Origin of the sequence: Lactobacillus sp. ESL0259 (assembly GCF_003693045.1) — a bacterium.
Classification (GTDB): Bacteria; Bacillota; Bacilli; order Lactobacillales; family Lactobacillaceae; genus Lactobacillus; species Lactobacillus melliventris.
In genome coordinates, this window is record NZ_REHP01000005.1 from 184,463 (window position 1) to 201,929 (window position 17,467).

Sequence of the window (17,467 nt, forward strand, 5' to 3'; positions counted from 1 at the left end):
AAAATATTTGTATTATTCTTTTACGTCTTTTTCTGTGTTGGCTGGCGTGACATCAGCTGCTGTATTTATTGGCTTTAAATGTTTACCAAAAATATATTTAGCAGTAGAAACCTTTACAAAATTACAGTTTAACACTGATGAAGGTGAATCTAAAACTTCATAAAACAGCTCTGCTTTTTTATCTTCTGGAACCCATATATATCTTAAACTTGTAACCGAAACCGTATCACCAGGTCTAAATCTTGATTCGTCTCCCAATTCTCCTTTTGTATTATAAAGATATGCGTCATTCACAAATTTTACAGTCATAATATTGGTATACGGTATTAGACTTTGACGAGGCGGTGTTTTAAGGTCGTCTCTTAAAACAAACAAGTTTTTATTGCTTTTTATTTGACTGTTTCAGCTTGTACAAAGGTATAACTGTCATCAATTATTTTGGGCAAACTTTTGTGTTAGTAATAGTAATTTTACATTATTGTATAGACCAATTTTTAAAATATTGCTTGACCAATTTGTTAAAAAAGGCTAATATTCCATACGTAAGTTGAATTAACTAATTAATCCAAATTAATTATTTTTACTAGACCAAAGGAGAAGAATATGTGTGGAATTGTTGGCATAGTTGGAAAGTCTGCTAGAGAAATTGTTTTAAATGGGTTGTCTAAGCTTGAATATCGCGGATATGATTCTGCAGGAATTTACCTCAATGATTTGGCAGGAAAAGAATATTTAACTAAAACTGCTGGTCGTATTGAGGACTTGAAGAACAAAATGACTCCAGAAGAGCAGGGTATGATTGGAATTGGTCATACTCGTTGGGCAACACATGGTAAGCCCACTGAAACTAATGCTCATCCCCAATTTGATGAAACTGAACGCTTTTATCTGGTTCATAATGGCGTAATTGAAAATTACCAAGAAATAAAAAAGCAATACTTAAATGATGTTACCTTTAAGTCTGACACTGATACCGAGGTAATAGTTCAATTAGTTAGTAAATTTGCTCGTGAAAAAAATGAAGATGCCTTTACGGCTCTAAAGCAGGCTCTACAAGTGATTAAGGGATCATATGCTCTTTTATTAGTTGACAATCAAAATCCAGATCATATTTTTATTGCTAAAAATAAATCTCCTTTGATGCTGGGACTTGGTAATGGCTTTAATGTTATCGCATCTGATGCCTTATCAGTATTGGATCAAACCAAAACTTTCGTTGATCTACAAGATGGTGAAGTCGGAGACATTACGCAAGATGGGTATCGGCTTGAAACTGTTGCAGGTCAAAAGGTTGATCATCAGCACTATGAGTTAAATATTGATGAAAATGCTGCTTCTAAGGGTACTTATGAATTTTACATGCTTAAAGAAATTTGTGAACAGCCGAGTGTTTTACGGCACTTAGATCAACATTATCTTGATCAAAATGGTGACCCTAAAGTAGATGCTAAAATTATTAATGCTCTATCTCAGACAGATAGACTGTATATCTTTGCTGCTGGTACCAGTTATCATGCGGGCTTAATTGGTAAACAACTTTTTGAAAAGCTGACTAAGATTCCAACTGAAGTAGGATTTGCATCTGAAGCAGGTTACCATTTTCCAATGATGTCAAAAGACCCATTCTTTATTTTCTTATCGCAATCAGGTGAAACGGCTGATTCACGCGTTGTCTTGCAACAAGCGATTAAACGTGGTATTCCTAGTCTAACTTTGACGAATGTTCCCAATTCTACTTTAGCGCGCGAAGCTAATTATGCCATGTCACTTGAAGCTGGGCCCGAAATTGCTGTAGCTTCAACTAAAGCTTATACTGCCCAAGTTGCCGTTCAAGCTATAGTTGCCAAGGCATTAGGAGAAAAATTAGGTGTTAAAGATGCTGCAGCTTTTGACTTGAAAAAGAATTTCGCTTTAGCTGCAGAAGGAATTGAACAAGTGATTTCCAGTCAAGCTAAAATAGAGCAACTAGCACAAAAAGATTTAATACCTAGTCGCAATGCATTTTATATTGGCAGGGGTATTGATTATCCGGTCGCTTTGGAAGCTGCCCTTAAGCTTAAAGAAGTATCTTATATTCAAACAGAAGGTTTTGCGGCAGCAGAATTAAAGCATGGCACAATTTCATTGATTGAAAAAGGCACGCCTGTAGTCGCTTTAATTAATGACCCTGTTACGGCGGATTTGATGCGGGGAAACATTCAGGAGGTAATTGCACGTGGTGCAACTGTTATTACTATTGCGCGTAAATCATTAGCTAAACCTAGCGATGATATTGTTTTACCTGAAGTTAATTATTATCTTTCGCCACTTGTTAGTGTAGTAGCAGCACAATTATTTGCATATTTTGCAGCTAAAGATAAAGGACTAGATGTTGATAAGCCGCGTAATTTGGCGAAAAGCGTTACTGTAGAATAAACTTTTTGAGTTTCTGTTTTGTTTTAAAAGAGAATATTTTTTGAAAAAGTCGTAAGTAATTACGACTTTTTGTATAATAAAGAAGATAGTGAAAAAGTGTAGGAGGATATTATTTTGGCAATAAAATTGATTGCGGTTGATTTAGATGGTACTTTACTTACCACCTCTAAACAGATTTCACCGGAAACTGAAAGGGCACTGAAGCAAGCTGACAGTCAAGGCATTAAGGTGGTTTTGGCAACAGGTCGACCATTGTCTGGTACAATTGAATTTAATAAACAATTAGGTTTACAAGGCGCAAGACAATATGACATTGTTTTCAATGGTGCAGTAATTCAGGATCTGGCGGGAAATATTTTAATGAATGAAGAAATGAACTACCGTGATTTCTCTAATATGCGTCGCTTGCAAAGATTAGCCCATGTCAACCTTCATTTTGAAACTCCTGAGTGTTACTGGACATGTGATCGTGATATAGGAGTAAATTTAGCTAGAAATGCTACCTATAATAAAAATGTGATTAAAGTGAGGAAAGCAGAAGAAATACCACAAGATTTTACTTTTAATAAAGTGGGGCTTAGTGTTCTTGATGATGAACGTGAAGTTGATAAATTGTGGAATAATATCCCTCAATGGGCCTTTGCCAAGTATGATATTGTCCGCAGCTTTTCTTCTATTGTTGAAATTAACATTAAAGATGCTTCTAAGGGTAATGCAGTCCAGGAATTAGCCGAGAGACTGAAAATTAAGTCAAGTCAAGTTATGGTTTTTGGCGATCAGGGCAACGATATTTCGATGTTTACTAATCCTGATTTCAAAAAAGTAGCCATGGGTAATGCTGTGGGAATGATCAAAGACAATGCAGATTATGTGACTGCAGATAATGACAATGATGGAATTGCCAAAGCACTAAAAAAGTTTGTTCTGTAGTAAAATAAAACTAGGTTGATTATTATGGTAGAAAAAAATAAAGAACATAATATTTCCGAAGCTGAGTGGGAAGTTATGAGAATAGTGTGGACTTTAGGAGAAATTCACACTGGTGATGTGATTCAGCAACTGCAAGCAAAAAAGGATTGGTCTGAGTCAACTATTAAAACTCTGATGGGTCGCTTAGTCAAAAAGGGTCTGCTAAAAACCCGTAAGGACGGTCGCCGTTTTGTATACTCCGCTACTGTTACGCAGATAGAGATGATGATTCAAGTCACTAATGAAATGATGTGCCACATGTGTGATATGCATAAAGGTAAGGTAATGATAGCAATTCTGAAGGATATGCCTCTTTCTCAAGGTGATATTACCCAGATTGAAAAAGAACTTGCTCTAAAAAAGGAGCATGCTCCTGAAATGGTTAATTGTAACTGTCTGGCTTCGGGTCAACATGTCTGTTAGATTAAACAGTTAATATTTTTTAGGAGGTTAATTAAATGAGAAAATTCGCTAGTATTTTGTTACGGCTAATTTTTGTTGCAGCGGTTGGTGTTTCCGGTTTTCTAATGATAGAGTCCCCGATAACAGTGAATGTGCAAAATGTTCGTGGTCTGGCTCAAACAGTGATCAAAAAGAGTGTTAACAATACAGGTGATTCAAGACTAAAGAGTACATTGAAATTGGCTAAGGACTTTGGTGTTGAAGACAAAATTCTCGAACAATTACCTAAAAAATATCATCATGATATGTCTTATACCAGTTTGTACAATTTAGGTGCAAGTTACCAGGAAAATGGTGAAGTGACGGCTAAAAGTTTATCTTTTCCAGAGAATAATGATGTGCAAAAAGCAGTCAGCAAATTGTTACTAAACAAAATTAACGACGGTTTGAAAGAAAACCAGAATCAGGTTAATCAAAGTATCACTATTTTCCATTATTGCTTTTTTGCCGCAATACTAATTTTTATCCTATCCGCTTTGTTAATATTATTTGGTAAATATTGGGCTGCAATTATTTTGTTAATTGCATCTGTGGGATCATTTGGAGCATTACAATTCTTAGCTAACCAATTAGTACAATGGCTGGAAAGTAATGTTGCTCAAGGAATTTCGTTAACTGTTTCTCCAGTGCTGTGGGCAGGATTGGCAGTAGGTGTGATAACAGCATTGATTTGGCCATTAGTTTTAAAGCTAACAAAAAAAGAATAAAATATTAATTTTAAAATTAAGCATTACCTAAAAAATTAGGTTAATGCTTATTTATTTTAACGTAACGTAAATACTTGTTAAATGTGTGCTAAAATTAATAGTGATTCGAATGTATAAATAAAGGACAAATTAATGTACTACTTTTTAAACAATAGATTAGACGCAAATAGTTCAGGGATAGAGCACGCAGAAGTAAAAAGATTAAAGTTATTTAAACGTAATCATGTTAAAGCAAAGATTGTGATGTCGGAGTTTAATCGCTTTGCACATCGTAATTTACCTTTGTATGGCATGACTGATGATGATTATGTCAATATGTTTGACTTCTTTGCCGGTACGGTAAAGTTTGCTAGTCACGTTGTCACGATAAAAGATTTACCGATACCAAACTTTAATAAGGTGAAAAAAATCAATAATGGTTATGAAGTGTACGAAGATAATCGTAAAACCATGACTATTAATATGTTGCCTAATGGTAGTGTGGACACGATTAAATATTATAACGGAGATGTCAACTGCATTAAGCAGGACTTTTATGATACTCGTGGGTTTAAAAGCCTAACACAAATTTATGATACAGTGGATGGACATTTAGTCTGTGAATTGTTTTTCCGTCCCGACAATACCATATATTACGAGATTTCATATGAAAAAAGACCGAATTCATATCCAGCAACTAACATTCAATTGACTGATATTCAAGGTGTTGTACACTCACTTATGAATAGTGGTCAAGCCTTTACTATTATGCTTGATGAATTAAACCAGCAGGATGGGGATGAAAGGTCAACCTTTATCTCTGATCGCAGTAATATTACCAACGTGCCAATGATTAATATGAAAACGCCTGCCAGAAAAATCGAACATTTTCATAATATTCACTTCAGAGACTACTGGGATCCTACTTCACCTCTTACTTACAACTCAATTTCTAATAACGAATTACTCAGTAAAACCGACTTAGTAGTCACTCCTGGAAAACATCAAGCGGATGACATGCGTGAAAGACTAAGAACGCAAGTGCCGATAGTAGCTATACCTGTGGGAATAGTACCAGATGAGCAACTACATACTGAACATATCCCGATGAGTGAGCGTATAAAAGGGAAAATAATAATTGTAGCTCGTTTATTCCATGAGAAAAGAATTGATGACGCGATCAAAGCCTTTAATCAAGCTTATCAAAATAATGATGCACTTACTCTAGATATTTATGGTTATGGCAATGGCGCGGATAATTTCAAAGAAGAAAACATGCTAAAGAAACTGGTGCGAGATCTCAAGCTGGAAAATGTAGTTCACTTTATGGGTTACACCCAAGATATGGATTATGTCTATGACAATGCTCAACTTTCAATTCTTTCTTCAAGATACGAGGGAGCCCCGCTTTCAATAGTTGAAGCTCAATCACACGGCGTTCCGGTATTTGCATATGATATCAATTATGGTCCAGCAGACTTGATTGCTGATGATCAGAGCGGTTTTGTCGTGCCAAGTGGTCATATAGATGACTTAGCAGCTAAAATTAGTGAATTCTTTGCTAGTCCAAAATTACGCAGGAAAATGAATGAGGGTGCTTATCAAAATGCTAAGCGCTTTTCCAGTGATAATGTTTGGCGTTACTGGCAAAAATATGTGATTAATACAGATAAATAAATAGCATTTAAAAAGTCACTTTGAAATTCAAGGTGGTTTTTCTTTGCTTTTAATTTATTGCATTTCAAAAAAATGTGAGTTACTATGGTTATTTAGTTAGCTTGCTAACTAAATAACCAGGAGGAATTCGAATGGAAAGAAAATTAGATGCAAAATTAATTTGTTCAATTTTCGCAGCTGGACTGATGTCATTTTCAGGTGTGCTAATTGAAACGGCAGGGAACGTTACTTTTCCAGTTTTAATGAATGATTTTCATGTTAATATGGCCACAGTACAATGGATGACAACGGGCTATTTACTGGTTGCTTCCATTATTATGCCGCTATCGGCATATTTAAAAAGAAACTTTAGTTCGAAAAAGCTGTTTGTAACAGCCGCTTCTTTATTTATTTGCGGATTGGTGATCGACGCAGTTGCTAACCAATTTATTTTTTTAGTTATTGGTCGCGTAATTCAGGGCGCGGGCGCAGGAATAGCTATTCCCTTAATGTTTAATATCATTTTGGAAAGGACACCGCTTGATAAACTCGGCCTCCTTATGGGAATAGGAACAATGATTACTGCTGTAGCTCCAGCTTTAGGACCAAGTTTTGGCGGGTTGGTTGTTAATAATTTAGGCTGGCGTTATATTTTTATCTTTATTATCCCCTTGATGGTAATATCTTTGATCATGGGCTTAACTTCAATAACAAGTCAAACCGAGAGCATTAAGCATACTAGGCTTGATACTACCGGCTTTCTGAGCATTGCTTTAACATTTATTGGTTTAATTTTTGCTTTTAGCAACTTGTCTACAATTTTACAAAAACCGTTCATGTTTATTTTACCTTTAGCATTAGGAATAATCAGTTTAATCATTTTTATTAGACACTCATTGAATACTACTAATCCACTGATTAATATTCGTGTTTTTAAAAACATCAGATTCACTCAAGGAATTACAGCCTACTTTATTTTCCAGGTAAATACCTTGGGTTTGTCGTTCATCTTGCCTAATTACGTCCAAATTGTCAACCATTCTACTGCGATGACTGCGGGGCTATTACTACTAACCGGTGGGCTCGTAGGAGCAATTATGTCACCAATTAGTGGCAGGTTGCTTGATAACTACGGACCCAGAAAGCCAATTATGACGGGTGCTGTTTTTGAAATAATTGGTGGTATATTATATTGTTTATTTGCTTCATCGTTAACCTCTGGCAAGATAATCTTGTTTTATACCATTACGATGCTGGGAATAGGTTTAGTAATGGGTGATACTATGACGGCTTCCATTGGTCAATTAGATGAAAAAGAAAATACAGATGGCAATGGTCTGTTCAATATGGCGCAGCAATTTGCTGGTGCGGTTGGCACTGCAGTTATTTCAGCCATCATGCAATTCGTAGAGCAGATGAGTAGTCAAAATTCTACTTCTGGAAAATACATTGATGCCGCACAAGTCGGTCTAATTTTTATTCTAATTATTGTCCTTATTGGTGTATACTTACTTTATCAGGCTACAAAACCAGTAAAAGCAAAGGAATGAAATAATGAAAAGATTAGGATTGGCATTGCAGAGAGTACAAAATACGTTTAACCGCAACGCTGATCACTATGCCAGAAAAATAGGTCTAACTGGAACGCAAATGTTGATTATCGAATACTTATCTTCCTTTGCCCAAAATAAGCCAATTTATCAAAAAGACATTGAGCATGAATTCAATATTAGAAAGTCAACGGCTACCAATGTTTTACATTTAATGGCAGAAAAAGACTTAATTACGAAAAAAGTCGATCCACATGACACTCGATTAAAAGAAATCATCCTAACCCCTAAAGCTGTTAACTTAGAAGAAAAAATTTCTAACTATGTTTTTCAGTCTGAGAATAGTTACGCTGCAATTCTTGGAACTGAAACTAAAAATGAGTTAGTAGAGAATTTACAGAAACTGAATGACGCTATTTCGGAAAAATAGGATAAATTAAAAACTAGTTATTGTTTTGAGGCAATAACTAGTTTTTTCTTAATTTTTATTATCTTTCGTAATTAGGTGCTTTCTTGGTAATTTGCACGTCATGTGGGTGAGATTCTCGTAAACCAGCATTAGTAATTTTGACAAATTGTGCATTTTCTCGTAAGTCAGCAATTGTAGCGGCACCGACATAACCCATGCCTGAGCGCAGACCGCCAATAATCTGGAAGACAATATCAGAAACATCACCTTTATATTCAACGCGTGCTTCTACGCCTTCAGGTACTAACTTGTTAGCCTCGTTTACTCCGCCTTGGAAATATCTGTCTGAAGAGCCATGAGCTTGGGCCATTGCACCGACAGAACCCATTCCGCGATAAGTCTTAAATTTGTGACCGTCACTTTCGAAAATTTCGCCCGGTGCCTCAGTAGTCCCTGAAAGCATGCTACCAAGCATAACAGCATTACCACCAGCAGCTAGAGCCTTAACAATATCACCGGAATACTTCATACCGCCATCGGCAATTATTGGTTTGTGGTATTCTCTAGCAGCTGTAGCCGCATCATAAATTGCAGTAATTTGTGGGACTCCAACACCAGCTACGACACGTGTGGTGCAAATAGAACCCGGCCCAATTCCAACTTTGACAATATCAACCCCAGCATCAAAGAGTGCTCTAGCAGCATCACCAGTAGCGATATTGCCGGCAATAAGGGTAATATCAGGGAAATGTGCCCTAATTTCTTTTATCTTACGTAAAACTCCAGCTGAATGACCATGTGCAGTGTCAATGACAATTGCGTCTGCTCCCTTTTCTATAAGTGCTTCAGCCCGTTCAAATGTATCACTGGTAACGCCAATAGCAGCTGCAACCAGTAAGTGGTTGTGATCATCAACAGCGGCTTTCGTAATATTACTTGGGACAACAACATTTTTGACATTTGCTACTTCTCCAGCTTGAGCGGTGATTGACATATTTTTATGGATCACTCCTAAGCCGCCTTGCAGTGCAATAGCTATGGCCATTGCACCTTCAGTCACAGTGTCCATTCCCGCACTTATTATAGGAATATTTAGTTTAAGATTAGGTGCCAGTTGAGTATGTAAATCTACTTCATTGGGTAATACGTGGCTTTCGGCTGGAATTAATAAAACATCATCAAAAGTTAGACCTTCTTTAACAAATTTTGTTGTCCAATTTGACATTTAATGCACTCTCCTTTTTAAAATTATTAAAGTTAAATTGATTACACTTTACTAGTGATTTTGATCTTGGTCAAGATAAAATCAAAAACTATATTGATAAAAGTATAATATTACTTTGAATCTATTTCAACATTAAAAGCGAACAAATATTCTATATTAGTTTTTATTGTAAATAATAAAAGCTAAAATTCTGATTTTTAACATTTTTACATTACTTTATCGTTGGGCATTAGCTATTAAAAATCATTTTTATATATCTTGATATTGTTCGCCTTTACAATAAAATAATAAAGCAATTAAATACTATTTAAAAATAATTAAAACTATGTTAAAATTATTTCTAATGCTGTTGATTAAATATCTATCTAATAATGAGGTTAAACCAATGGCATTGGCAAAGTATGGTGATTTTGTTCAATAAGAGCAATTATTAAAGGACACTTTCCTTTGGTAATTGCCTTTTTGTGCCGGATTTGATAAAAAATGGAGTTTGAAACATGGTCGAAAATGCAATTGAAGTACATGATCTGTCAAAAAAATATGCGGTGGCCACCAGAGGCGAGACTTGGCATGCTATAGCAAAAAATATTTTTAAGCCAGAAAGAACGGTTGTTAATGCCGTTAAATCCTTAAACTTTAACATTAAACCAGGAGAGAAAGCAGGTTTTATTGGACAAAATGGTGCAGGTAAAACTACTACTATAAAGATGTTAACCGGTACTCTTTTTCCATCTTCAGGCTACTGCAGGGTCAATGGCTTTGATCCTACCAAAAGGACTAATGATTTTAAAAAATCAATTTCGGTGGTGATGGGAAACAGGTCACAACTTTTTCCCGATTTAACTCCTAGAGATTATTTAAAGCTCTTGCAATCAATGTATGATATTTCTGAAACATCTTTTCAAGAAACAGTTAATAATCTAGCGCGAATATTAAACGTTGCGGAAAAATTAGATACTCAAACGCGTAAATTATCACTGGGAGAGAGGATGAAAATTGAATTTTTAGCGGGTGTAGCCACCAGACCTAAAGTGCTCTTTTTAGATGAGCCCACAATAGGACTTGACGTGCTGGCAAAAAGGGACATCCGCAAATTCCTTTTGCAATTAAACAAAGAAGAAAAACTAACCGTCTTTTTGACGTCGCATGATATGGAAGATATTGCGACTATCTGTGATCGCTTAATAATTGTTAATCACGGAGAAATTATGTGGAATGGTCAGAAACAGGATTTACTGGATAAATTCAGTAGTAATAAGTACATCACATTTGATAAATCAGAAAGTTTTGCTGAGAAGAATATTGAGGGCAAAATAATCAATCAGGATGATTTAACAATTACCATCAAAGTTCCAAATGAAGAAGTTGATGATATGATTGCATTCCTTGCCAAAAACAAACAGGGTTCAAATTATCAAATAAATGAACTGAAACTGGAAGACATTATCTTAGAATTATTTGCCGAGGAGAATCAAAAATGTTAAAAACATACCGTGCAGTAAGTAAAATTTCCCTCAAGTCTATTTTAGCGAATAAAAGCAGTGTGGTGATTTTGCTACTGCAAGCTCTTGTGCCAAGTATAGTAATGTTTTATCTGTGGTCTTTAATATTAAATCACGGGCAAACAGTGGGCGGATTTACTAAAAATCAAATTGTTATTTACTACATTGGCGTTAACTTTATCAATTCCTTTGTCTGGTATGCAATTGATTGGGAATTAAATGATGATATTCATTCGGGTGAATTGTCAAACATTGTTCATCGACCAATAGCAATTGAAAAATATTATTTCGCTAAAATGGTTGGCGACCGATTAGCAAATCTACTTCTGCTGGCTCCAATACTGATAATTGGAATATTATATATTCTAGTAAAAAATTTATTGCAGATATCACTGATAGTGCTGTTGGAATTTGCCTTTAGCATTATTATGTCAGCTGTGCTTTGGTTTCTTTTCTCTTACATCATAGGTAGTGTTGCTTATTGGTTTGATAACCTCTTCTTTGTTTTACTAGTAAAAGAAGTGTTGGTAAACTTGCTGGCCGGTTTTTATTTTCCCCTAGAAATCTTGCCGCCTTTTTTGGTAAAAATAACCAAATGCTTACCTTTTCAGTATTTTAGTTCTTTTCCCATAGATACTTTGGTAAAAGGGCTCTCCCTACAATCTTGGCTTAAAAATACTGGAATTGAGATTGCTTGGGCAGTTATCTTTTATGTAATTGTACAAATAGTTAATAGAAAAGGGCTTCAGAGATATTCTGATGTAATGGGTTAGATATGAAAAATAAATTTAAACTGATCGGTTCTTTAATCAAGATAGCCTTTTTAGAGACTATTAGTTTTAGGCTGGATACTGTATTTGGTATTATTTCCTCAGTACTTTGGTTGGGTATCCCAATTGCTTTCTTTAAAGTAATTTATTTAAATGTTGACACTGTTGGAGGCTGGAGTTTTAAGGAATGCCTCTTATTAGTTGGGGTTTATACTATGCTAGATGGCTTCCTGATGGCCTTCTTAGTCAAATCGATGCCTAAAATGGAAGCTGATATTAGAGAGGGTACGCTTGATTCGGTGCTCCTAAAGCCAATTAATACTAAACTATTTTATTTTTTTAGTTCCATTGAATTTACTCAACTAATAAATTCCGTTTTGGGACTGGTAGTAATTATTTATGCGTGTCAAGGAATAAAAATTAGTCTTATCCAACTAGTTTGTTTCTTATTTTCCTGTGTATTAGGCTGCATATTGTATTATTCATTGTGGTATCTCTGGACAATTTCAGCTTTTTGGTTTCCAACTAATTTTGGCAGAAATGATTTATTTTTAAGTATGATACAAATGAGTCGTTATCCTGCAAGTATTTATCGTGGCCTGGGCAATATAATATTTAATTTTATTTTGCCTTTTGGCCTAGTTGCATGCCCCGCAACAATTATTCTATTAAGGCCAGAAGAATGGCATATTTTGCTACTACAGCTTTTAGTTGCTTTAATATTTGTAGTACTGGATCATGTAATCTGGAATTTAGGCCTCAAGAAGTATGATGGAGCTGGTAGATAGCTAAGTAAACTGTTTTCCATAAAGCTTGCACAGCCGTATAAATTTTTTTAGAATATTCCTGTCAGTTTTTATTTTAAAATATGGGAAAAGGGATAAGCGGTGAAAGACGAACTAGTTACAGTTAGTTTAGATAATGCAGTAGTAAAAAATGCTAAGTTTAATTTGGAAAAATATGGTATTTCAGTTGGTAAATATCTCCAGTTAATGGTGCTACTGGCTGCGGAAAATAAAACAGAACTTAAGCAAATAATGTTAGATAAAAATGATCTGACTCAATGGTTAAAGCGATTAGATGCCGATTGATAGTGATAAAACTTACTGATGTTCTCAGTAAGTTTTTTTTGAGCATTTATGTTTACAATTGTAAATATATCATCTATACTTAAAATAGTTTACAGATGTAGACATAAAATACAACTTCAATTAGGAGGAATTATCATGATTAGAATTATTATTTTATGCTTAGGAGTCGCACTTATCGCTTTTATCGCATGGTGGTTCTTTGGTAAGCACAATGTTGCCACAGAAAATGCATCTGTTAATTCGAATAAACAAAGTGTTGATATCGTAGTCAAAGGCGGATATTCTCCGGAAAAAGTTATTTTAGAAAGGGGAATACCGGCTACCTTAAACTTTAAAAGAACTGATTCTTCCAGTTGTTTAGACCATGTTATCTTCTCAGATTTTGGGATAAATCAAAAATTGCCTCAAGGTAAAACAGAGCCGATCAAAATAGATACATCAAAACCTGGAGAATACGAGTGGGCATGCAGTATGAATATGTTTCATGGTAAGGTTATTGTCAAATAGTTAGGGTAAAACAATGAAGATCACAACACGTTTTTGGACGTCGCTAATATTATCACTACCAATGCTAATTGAAATGATCATCCATCCTTTTACTGGCTGGATGTTGCCTGGCGGTGAATGGACCATGTTAATTTTTACTACGATTATTATGGTGATTTCAGCTGGTCCATTTGTTTCCAGTGCCTGGTCTGCGTTTAAAAAACACCATTCAAACATGGACACTCTGGTTGCTTTAGGGACATCAATAACTTATCTTTATAGCATTTATGCCATGTCCACCGGTAAACCCGTATTTTTCGAAAGTGCGGCTTTAGTCATTACTTTTGTTTTACTAGGGCAGGTTTTAGAAGAAAAAATGCGGTCTACTGCTTCAAATGCTATGGGAAAGTTACTTAATTTAGGCGCAAAAGATGCTCTGGTTAAAAAAGGTGATCATTTTGTCAGTACTCCCATCACTCAGGTAGTTAAGGGCGACTTAATTCAAGTGATGCCTGGACAAAAAGTTCCAGTAGATGGCAAAATCGTTTTCGGCAATTCCAGTGTTGACGAATCTATGGTAACCGGTGAAAGCATGCCGGTTAAAAAGATTAGTGGCGATCAGGTTATAGGTGCAACAATTAATCAAACAGGTTCATTTGTAATGGAAGCTCAAAAAGTTGGCAACGATACCATGCTGGCTCAGATAGTAGATATTGTAAAAAAGGCGCAGAACAGTCATGCACCGATACAAAAATTAACTGATAAGGTCGCTAATATTTTTGTTCCAACAGTTTTGATTATTGCAATTGTAACATTTTTAGTTTGGTATATTTTCCTTGGTAAAAGCATAGCAACTGCATTAGTTTTTGCCGTTGCGGTTATGGTGATTGCCTGTCCTTGTGCTTTGGGTCTGGCTACCCCAACAGCCTTAATGGTTGGAACTGGTCGTGGTGCCAAAATGGGAATCCTAATTAAAAACGGAGAAATTTTAGAGGCTGCCAATAGCATTGATACTATAGTTTTTGATAAAACGGGAACGATTACCAAAGGTCAACCACAAGTAACAGATATTGTTGGAGATAAAGAAAATGTCCTACAATATGCTGCTAGTTTAGAGAAATTGTCTGAACATCCTCTCGCTCCAGCTATCTTAGCTGCGGCTAAAAAGGAAAAGTTGCAGTTAAAAACGGTAGAAAATTTTACTGTAATTGAAGGATGGGGTGTCACTGGTAAAATTTCTGGTACAAATGTTGCGGTCGGCAGCCCCAAAAAGCATAAAGAAATTAAAATTGCTCCAGATTTAGAAGAGCAAATAGTGGCATTGCAAAATGAGGCAAAAACGGTAGTGTCTGTTGTTCAAGATAATCAAGTGCTGGGTCTAATTGCAATTCAAGATGCACCTAAAGAAAACGCCAAAAAAGCAATTTCTGATTTACATCAATTAGGACTTAAAACGGTTATGCTCACCGGTGATAACCAGCAGGTAGCTGCGGCGATTGCAAAGCAGGTTGGTATTGATCAAGTAATAGCTGAAGTTTTACCGGTTGATAAAGCAGATGCTATTAAAAACCTGCAGAAAAAGCATTATGTGGCTTTTGTGGGTGATGGCATCAATGATGCGCCGGCTTTGACCCAAGCTGATGTTGGTATTGCCATGGGTTCCGGTACCGATGTCGCAATAGATGCAGGTGGTATTGTGCTAATTAAAAACGATCTTGAAGACGTTGTGCGGGCTTTAAAGCTTAGCCGTAAGACTTTTAACAGGATAAAGTTAAATCTGTTTTGGGCTTTCATTTATAACGTTTTAGGTATACCGGTTGCAGCTGGTGTGTTTGCTGGCGTTGGTCTTACTCTTAGTCCAGAAATAGCTGGCCTAGCTATGGCATTTAGTTCACTATCAGTTGTAATTAGTTCAGTTTTATTAGGCAAAGCTAAAATATAGGATTTAAAAAAAGGGCGGTTAAAAATATTCAACCGCTCTTTTTTACTGTGTAAGCCTTAATAATGATGTTTCCCTTTAGCTAAAACAGGCTTGATTTGAAAAATATAAGCTAAAATGCCAATTATAAGCCAAATGAAGGTAATAAATACACTATAAGTTAGGTTAGCACTACCTGTTTTGATATAAGTAACTGGTTCTGAAAAGGGAAATAAAAAAGAAATTGCTTTTAACCAATCAGGATAAGCGGCAATTACAACTAGCACTCCTGATACTAATTCGGCTATACTACTGATAATATTCTCTAAAAAATAGGGATCATTCATTTGCCAGGAAATAGCCCAAGATACAAAACCTAAAGCGCAGCCATAAAGACATAAAAGCGGCAGCATGAGTAAAGCTCGTCCAATAATGACTAAGGGCGCACCTACTAAGTACAAGAGAAAAAGGTTAATTAGTGCTAAAGTGCTGCCTATAATAAGGGCAACAATGAACTTAGTAAGCCAATATCTGAAACTGAAAGGTTTTTTGGCAATTAATTCAAAGTCAATTCTTAAATTAGCATCGTTAATCACAGCTGAACAAAATGTTTCAAGAGTAAGTACAGCTGCAGATATTGCAATTGAACTAATAGCAACTCCCCAATTAAATTGATTAGAATATTGCATATTGATTAATACTAACAGGGCCAAACTAATCATTGGTGTAATGAAAAAGTAAGTCAGCTTTGTCCGCCAATTATTCAGAAATGAAAGGCCCGAAAACTGTGTAGCAAACATTAGATAATTTTCAGAGCTCCTTTCCTTCTTACCAGGTCGTTAATTTTTCTGACAATAACCACAATTAATACAATCCAAAGAAGTAAACTGCAGAAATAAGAAAACCAGTTGAGACTTTTATTATGGGATAAAGCAGCAATTGGTGCCGTGATTGGAATAAACCATTGTGATACGTTGGTTAATGGCTCTAAAACGGTATCATTGCCGAATAATCCTGCTAATAATAATATGGGGGTTCCGATTAAGCTCTCATAGACCATTGCATTTGGTGACAGGGTTAGAAAAGATGAAATTAAGATGCCCATTACTGCACAACCGACCCACATTAGCAAAATTAATAAAATAATGTAAGGAGAAACTGTACCAGTAGCTGCTCCTAAAATTTTTGCCAGAATAAATGCAATCGGAAACGAAAACAGGCCATAGCTGGATGCAGGCAAAAGCAAGGTAATTAACGAAGCTCTTTCATCATACTGGCTGTTTAATAAATATGGCAGCGTTCCTTTGTATCGTTCAAAACTGATGCAACCGGCAACGGTTGTACAAGAAGTCCACATTCCAAAAATACCGCTTTGGAGCCATATTTGTGTATTATCCAAATTATGTGTAGCATACGCCATAATATATTGCATTAAAAAAATAGAAGTAGTACTTGTAATCGTCAACCAGACAAAATATTGATCTGAAAGATAATCTTTAACATGAAAGAGGAAAAGACGAATAAAACGCATTTTTATTTCCTCCTTAATTTAGGCGCTAAAGCTAAGTAGGCTTCTTCTAAATTTTTTGGTTTTTGGTTTATTTCTTTTTCAGCTAAGCCAAAAACAGCATTAATGGTGCCGGTAAAAAATACTTTTCCAGCACCTAAAATGACTACCCGTTTAGCCAATTTTTCAACTTCGGACATAGTATGACTGGTTAATAAAATACTAATACCAGAGTCAGACAGATTTTTAATTGTATTCTGCACACTCTGTGCAATTTCAACATCAAGACCACTTGTGGGTTCATCCAAGAGCAATAGATTAGGATTATTGAGCAAAGAGCGTGCTATATGAAGTCTTTGCGTCATTCCTTTAGAAAATTCTCCCACTTTTTTATTGGCAACATTCAGAAGGTCAACAATTGACAGAACACGTTCGATTTCTTTGTTCTGCTTACGGAAGGGAACCTTTGCCAAGTCCGCAAAAAATTGCAAATTTTGCTTGGCTGTAGCGTTACGGTAAAAACCTAAATCACCACCAAAAGAAACGCCAATGTTTGGTCTCTTTCGTGCAGTGGTAATATCTTGACCATTCAAAATCACATGGCCGGAAGTAGGGATTAAATAACCGCCAATGATTGAGACAATAGTAGTTTTTCCAGCACCATTAGGACCTAAAAGCGCCAGTATCTCTCCTTGGTCAATTGTAAAAGAAACATCATCTAAAGCTTGAAATTCCTGCTTTTTATCCTTATAGGTTTCTTTTAAATGTTTAACTTGTAAAATATTATTCAATTTTTTCTCCAAAATTAATTTGTAGTAACT

General features: G+C 35.6%; 18 protein-coding genes. 13 read left to right on the top strand and 5 right to left on the bottom strand.

The genetic code is table 11. From position 1 onward, the window contains the following. Window positions 1-12: 12 nt before the first annotated feature. On the bottom strand, window positions 13-258 hold the full coding sequence (locus F5ESL0259_RS03155) for a hypothetical protein (RefSeq protein WP_147446420.1): 246 nt from the start codon (window positions 256-258) through the stop codon (window positions 13-15). A 345-nt stretch (window positions 259-603) separates the two neighbouring features. Between F5ESL0259_RS03155 and glmS the strand changes: the two genes are divergently transcribed. The 7 genes from glmS to F5ESL0259_RS03190 all read left to right on the top strand — a co-directional run bounded on the left by glmS (window position 604) and on the right by F5ESL0259_RS03190 (window position 8,168). After that, window positions 604-2,415: a glutamine--fructose-6-phosphate transaminase (isomerizing) gene (gene glmS / locus F5ESL0259_RS03160; protein WP_122037442.1), complete on the top strand. Its 1,812-nt coding sequence runs from the start codon at window positions 604-606 to the stop codon at window positions 2,413-2,415. A 114-nt stretch (window positions 2,416-2,529) separates the two neighbouring features. Then, window positions 2,530-3,345 (top strand): Cof-type HAD-IIB family hydrolase, encoded by an 816-nt coding sequence (locus F5ESL0259_RS03165; RefSeq protein ID WP_122037443.1) that lies wholly within the window; start codon window positions 2,530-2,532, stop codon window positions 3,343-3,345. 24 nt (window positions 3,346-3,369) lie between these two features. Then, the gene (locus F5ESL0259_RS03170) at window positions 3,370-3,807 is read left to right on the top strand and encodes a CopY/TcrY family copper transport repressor (RefSeq protein WP_046324646.1); all 438 of its coding nucleotides are present in this window, start codon (window positions 3,370-3,372) and stop codon (window positions 3,805-3,807) included. A gap of 35 nt (window positions 3,808-3,842) precedes the next feature. Then, window positions 3,843-4,553 carry a hypothetical protein gene (locus F5ESL0259_RS03175; protein ID WP_046324647.1) on the top strand — a complete coding sequence of 237 codons (711 nt, stop codon included), beginning with the start codon at window positions 3,843-3,845 and terminating at the stop codon, window positions 4,551-4,553. A gap of 132 nt (window positions 4,554-4,685) precedes the next feature. Next, window positions 4,686-6,209: a glycosyltransferase gene (locus F5ESL0259_RS03180; RefSeq protein WP_122037444.1), complete on the top strand. Its 1,524-nt coding sequence runs from the start codon at window positions 4,686-4,688 to the stop codon at window positions 6,207-6,209. Between the two features lie 131 nt (window positions 6,210-6,340). Then, window positions 6,341-7,738, top strand: a complete 1,398-nt coding sequence (locus tag F5ESL0259_RS03185; protein WP_122037445.1) for a DHA2 family efflux MFS transporter permease subunit — start codon at window positions 6,341-6,343, stop codon at window positions 7,736-7,738. Window positions 7,739-7,742: 4 nt separating this feature from the next. After that, window positions 7,743-8,168: a MarR family winged helix-turn-helix transcriptional regulator gene (locus tag F5ESL0259_RS03190; protein ID WP_122037446.1), complete on the top strand. Its 426-nt coding sequence runs from the start codon at window positions 7,743-7,745 to the stop codon at window positions 8,166-8,168. A gap of 58 nt (window positions 8,169-8,226) precedes the next feature. Here the strand turns inward: F5ESL0259_RS03190 and F5ESL0259_RS03195 are convergent, their stop codons facing one another. After that, window positions 8,227-9,372, bottom strand: a complete 1,146-nt coding sequence (locus F5ESL0259_RS03195) for an IMP dehydrogenase (RefSeq protein WP_046324651.1) — start codon at window positions 9,370-9,372, stop codon at window positions 8,227-8,229. A 497-nt stretch (window positions 9,373-9,869) separates the two neighbouring features. Here F5ESL0259_RS03195 and F5ESL0259_RS03200 point away from each other — a divergent pair, with 497 nt between their 5' ends. From F5ESL0259_RS03200 to F5ESL0259_RS03225, 6 genes are all read left to right on the top strand, one after another. After that, on the top strand, window positions 9,870-10,856 hold the full coding sequence (locus tag F5ESL0259_RS03200; RefSeq protein WP_122037447.1) for an ATP-binding cassette domain-containing protein: 987 nt from the start codon (window positions 9,870-9,872) through the stop codon (window positions 10,854-10,856). Continuing rightward, window positions 10,850-11,647 (top strand): ABC-2 family transporter protein, encoded by a 798-nt coding sequence (locus F5ESL0259_RS03205; protein ID WP_052724636.1) that lies wholly within the window; start codon window positions 10,850-10,852, stop codon window positions 11,645-11,647. Before F5ESL0259_RS03200 ends, F5ESL0259_RS03205 begins: the two co-directional genes overlap by 7 nt. A 2-nt stretch (window positions 11,648-11,649) precedes the next feature. After that, on the top strand, window positions 11,650-12,432 hold the full coding sequence (locus tag F5ESL0259_RS03210) for an ABC transporter permease (protein WP_046324653.1): 783 nt from the start codon (window positions 11,650-11,652) through the stop codon (window positions 12,430-12,432). Window positions 12,433-12,531: 99 nt separating this feature from the next. Next, a complete protein-coding gene (locus tag F5ESL0259_RS03215; protein WP_122037448.1) occupies window positions 12,532-12,735 on the top strand; it encodes a hypothetical protein in 204 nt (67 codons plus the stop codon). A gap of 135 nt (window positions 12,736-12,870) precedes the next feature. Continuing rightward, the gene (locus tag F5ESL0259_RS03220) at window positions 12,871-13,242 is read left to right on the top strand and encodes a cupredoxin domain-containing protein (protein WP_122037449.1); all 372 of its coding nucleotides are present in this window, start codon (window positions 12,871-12,873) and stop codon (window positions 13,240-13,242) included. Window positions 13,243-13,255: 13 nt separating this feature from the next. Beyond that, entirely contained in the window at window positions 13,256-15,163 is a 1,908-nt protein-coding gene (locus tag F5ESL0259_RS03225) for a copper-translocating P-type ATPase (protein WP_122037450.1), read from the top strand. Between the two features lie 56 nt (window positions 15,164-15,219). Here F5ESL0259_RS03225 and F5ESL0259_RS03230 read toward each other — a convergent pair whose 3' ends face one another. The 3 genes from F5ESL0259_RS03230 to F5ESL0259_RS03240 are packed head-to-tail and all read right to left on the bottom strand — an operon-like array spanning window position 15,220 to window position 17,437. After that, the gene (locus tag F5ESL0259_RS03230) at window positions 15,220-15,939 is read right to left on the bottom strand and encodes an antibiotic transporter permease (RefSeq protein ID WP_122037451.1); all 720 of its coding nucleotides are present in this window, start codon (window positions 15,937-15,939) and stop codon (window positions 15,220-15,222) included. Beyond that, the gene (locus F5ESL0259_RS03235) at window positions 15,939-16,670 is read right to left on the bottom strand and encodes a multidrug ABC transporter permease (RefSeq protein WP_122037452.1); all 732 of its coding nucleotides are present in this window, start codon (window positions 16,668-16,670) and stop codon (window positions 15,939-15,941) included. Before F5ESL0259_RS03235 ends, F5ESL0259_RS03230 begins: the two co-directional genes overlap by 1 nt. A 2-nt stretch (window positions 16,671-16,672) precedes the next feature. Then, window positions 16,673-17,437, bottom strand: coding sequence for an ABC transporter ATP-binding protein (locus F5ESL0259_RS03240; protein WP_122037453.1), 765 nt, complete (start codon window positions 17,435-17,437; stop codon window positions 16,673-16,675). Window positions 17,438-17,467 lie beyond the last annotated feature (30 nt).

What these genes read in the sequence shown, in the direction of transcription:
- F5ESL0259_RS03210 (WP_046324653.1), top strand. Translation starts at nt 11,650, where the DNA reads ATGAAAAATAAATTTAAACTGATCGGTTCTTTAATCAAGATAGCCTTT.
- F5ESL0259_RS03195 (WP_046324651.1), bottom strand. Translation starts at nt 9,372, where the DNA reads ATGTCAAATTGGACAACAAAATTTGTTAAAGAAGGTCTAACTTTTGAT.
- F5ESL0259_RS03180 (WP_122037444.1), top strand. Translation starts at nt 4,686, where the DNA reads ATGTACTACTTTTTAAACAATAGATTAGACGCAAATAGTTCAGGGATA.
- F5ESL0259_RS03170 (WP_046324646.1), top strand. Translation starts at nt 3,370, where the DNA reads ATGGTAGAAAAAAATAAAGAACATAATATTTCCGAAGCTGAGTGGGAA.
- F5ESL0259_RS03205 (WP_052724636.1), top strand. Translation starts at nt 10,850, where the DNA reads ATGTTAAAAACATACCGTGCAGTAAGTAAAATTTCCCTCAAGTCTATT.
- F5ESL0259_RS03230 (WP_122037451.1), bottom strand. Translation starts at nt 15,939, where the DNA reads ATGTTTGCTACACAGTTTTCGGGCCTTTCATTTCTGAATAATTGGCGG.
- F5ESL0259_RS03175 (WP_046324647.1), top strand. Translation starts at nt 3,843, where the DNA reads ATGAGAAAATTCGCTAGTATTTTGTTACGGCTAATTTTTGTTGCAGCG.
- F5ESL0259_RS03220 (WP_122037449.1), top strand. Translation starts at nt 12,871, where the DNA reads ATGATTAGAATTATTATTTTATGCTTAGGAGTCGCACTTATCGCTTTT.
- F5ESL0259_RS03185 (WP_122037445.1), top strand. Translation starts at nt 6,341, where the DNA reads ATGGAAAGAAAATTAGATGCAAAATTAATTTGTTCAATTTTCGCAGCT.
- glmS (WP_122037442.1), top strand. Translation starts at nt 604, where the DNA reads ATGTGTGGAATTGTTGGCATAGTTGGAAAGTCTGCTAGAGAAATTGTT.
- F5ESL0259_RS03225 (WP_122037450.1), top strand. Translation starts at nt 13,256, where the DNA reads ATGAAGATCACAACACGTTTTTGGACGTCGCTAATATTATCACTACCA.
- F5ESL0259_RS03235 (WP_122037452.1), bottom strand. Translation starts at nt 16,670, where the DNA reads ATGCGTTTTATTCGTCTTTTCCTCTTTCATGTTAAAGATTATCTTTCA.
- F5ESL0259_RS03190 (WP_122037446.1), top strand. Translation starts at nt 7,743, where the DNA reads ATGAAAAGATTAGGATTGGCATTGCAGAGAGTACAAAATACGTTTAAC.
- F5ESL0259_RS03200 (WP_122037447.1), top strand. Translation starts at nt 9,870, where the DNA reads ATGGTCGAAAATGCAATTGAAGTACATGATCTGTCAAAAAAATATGCG.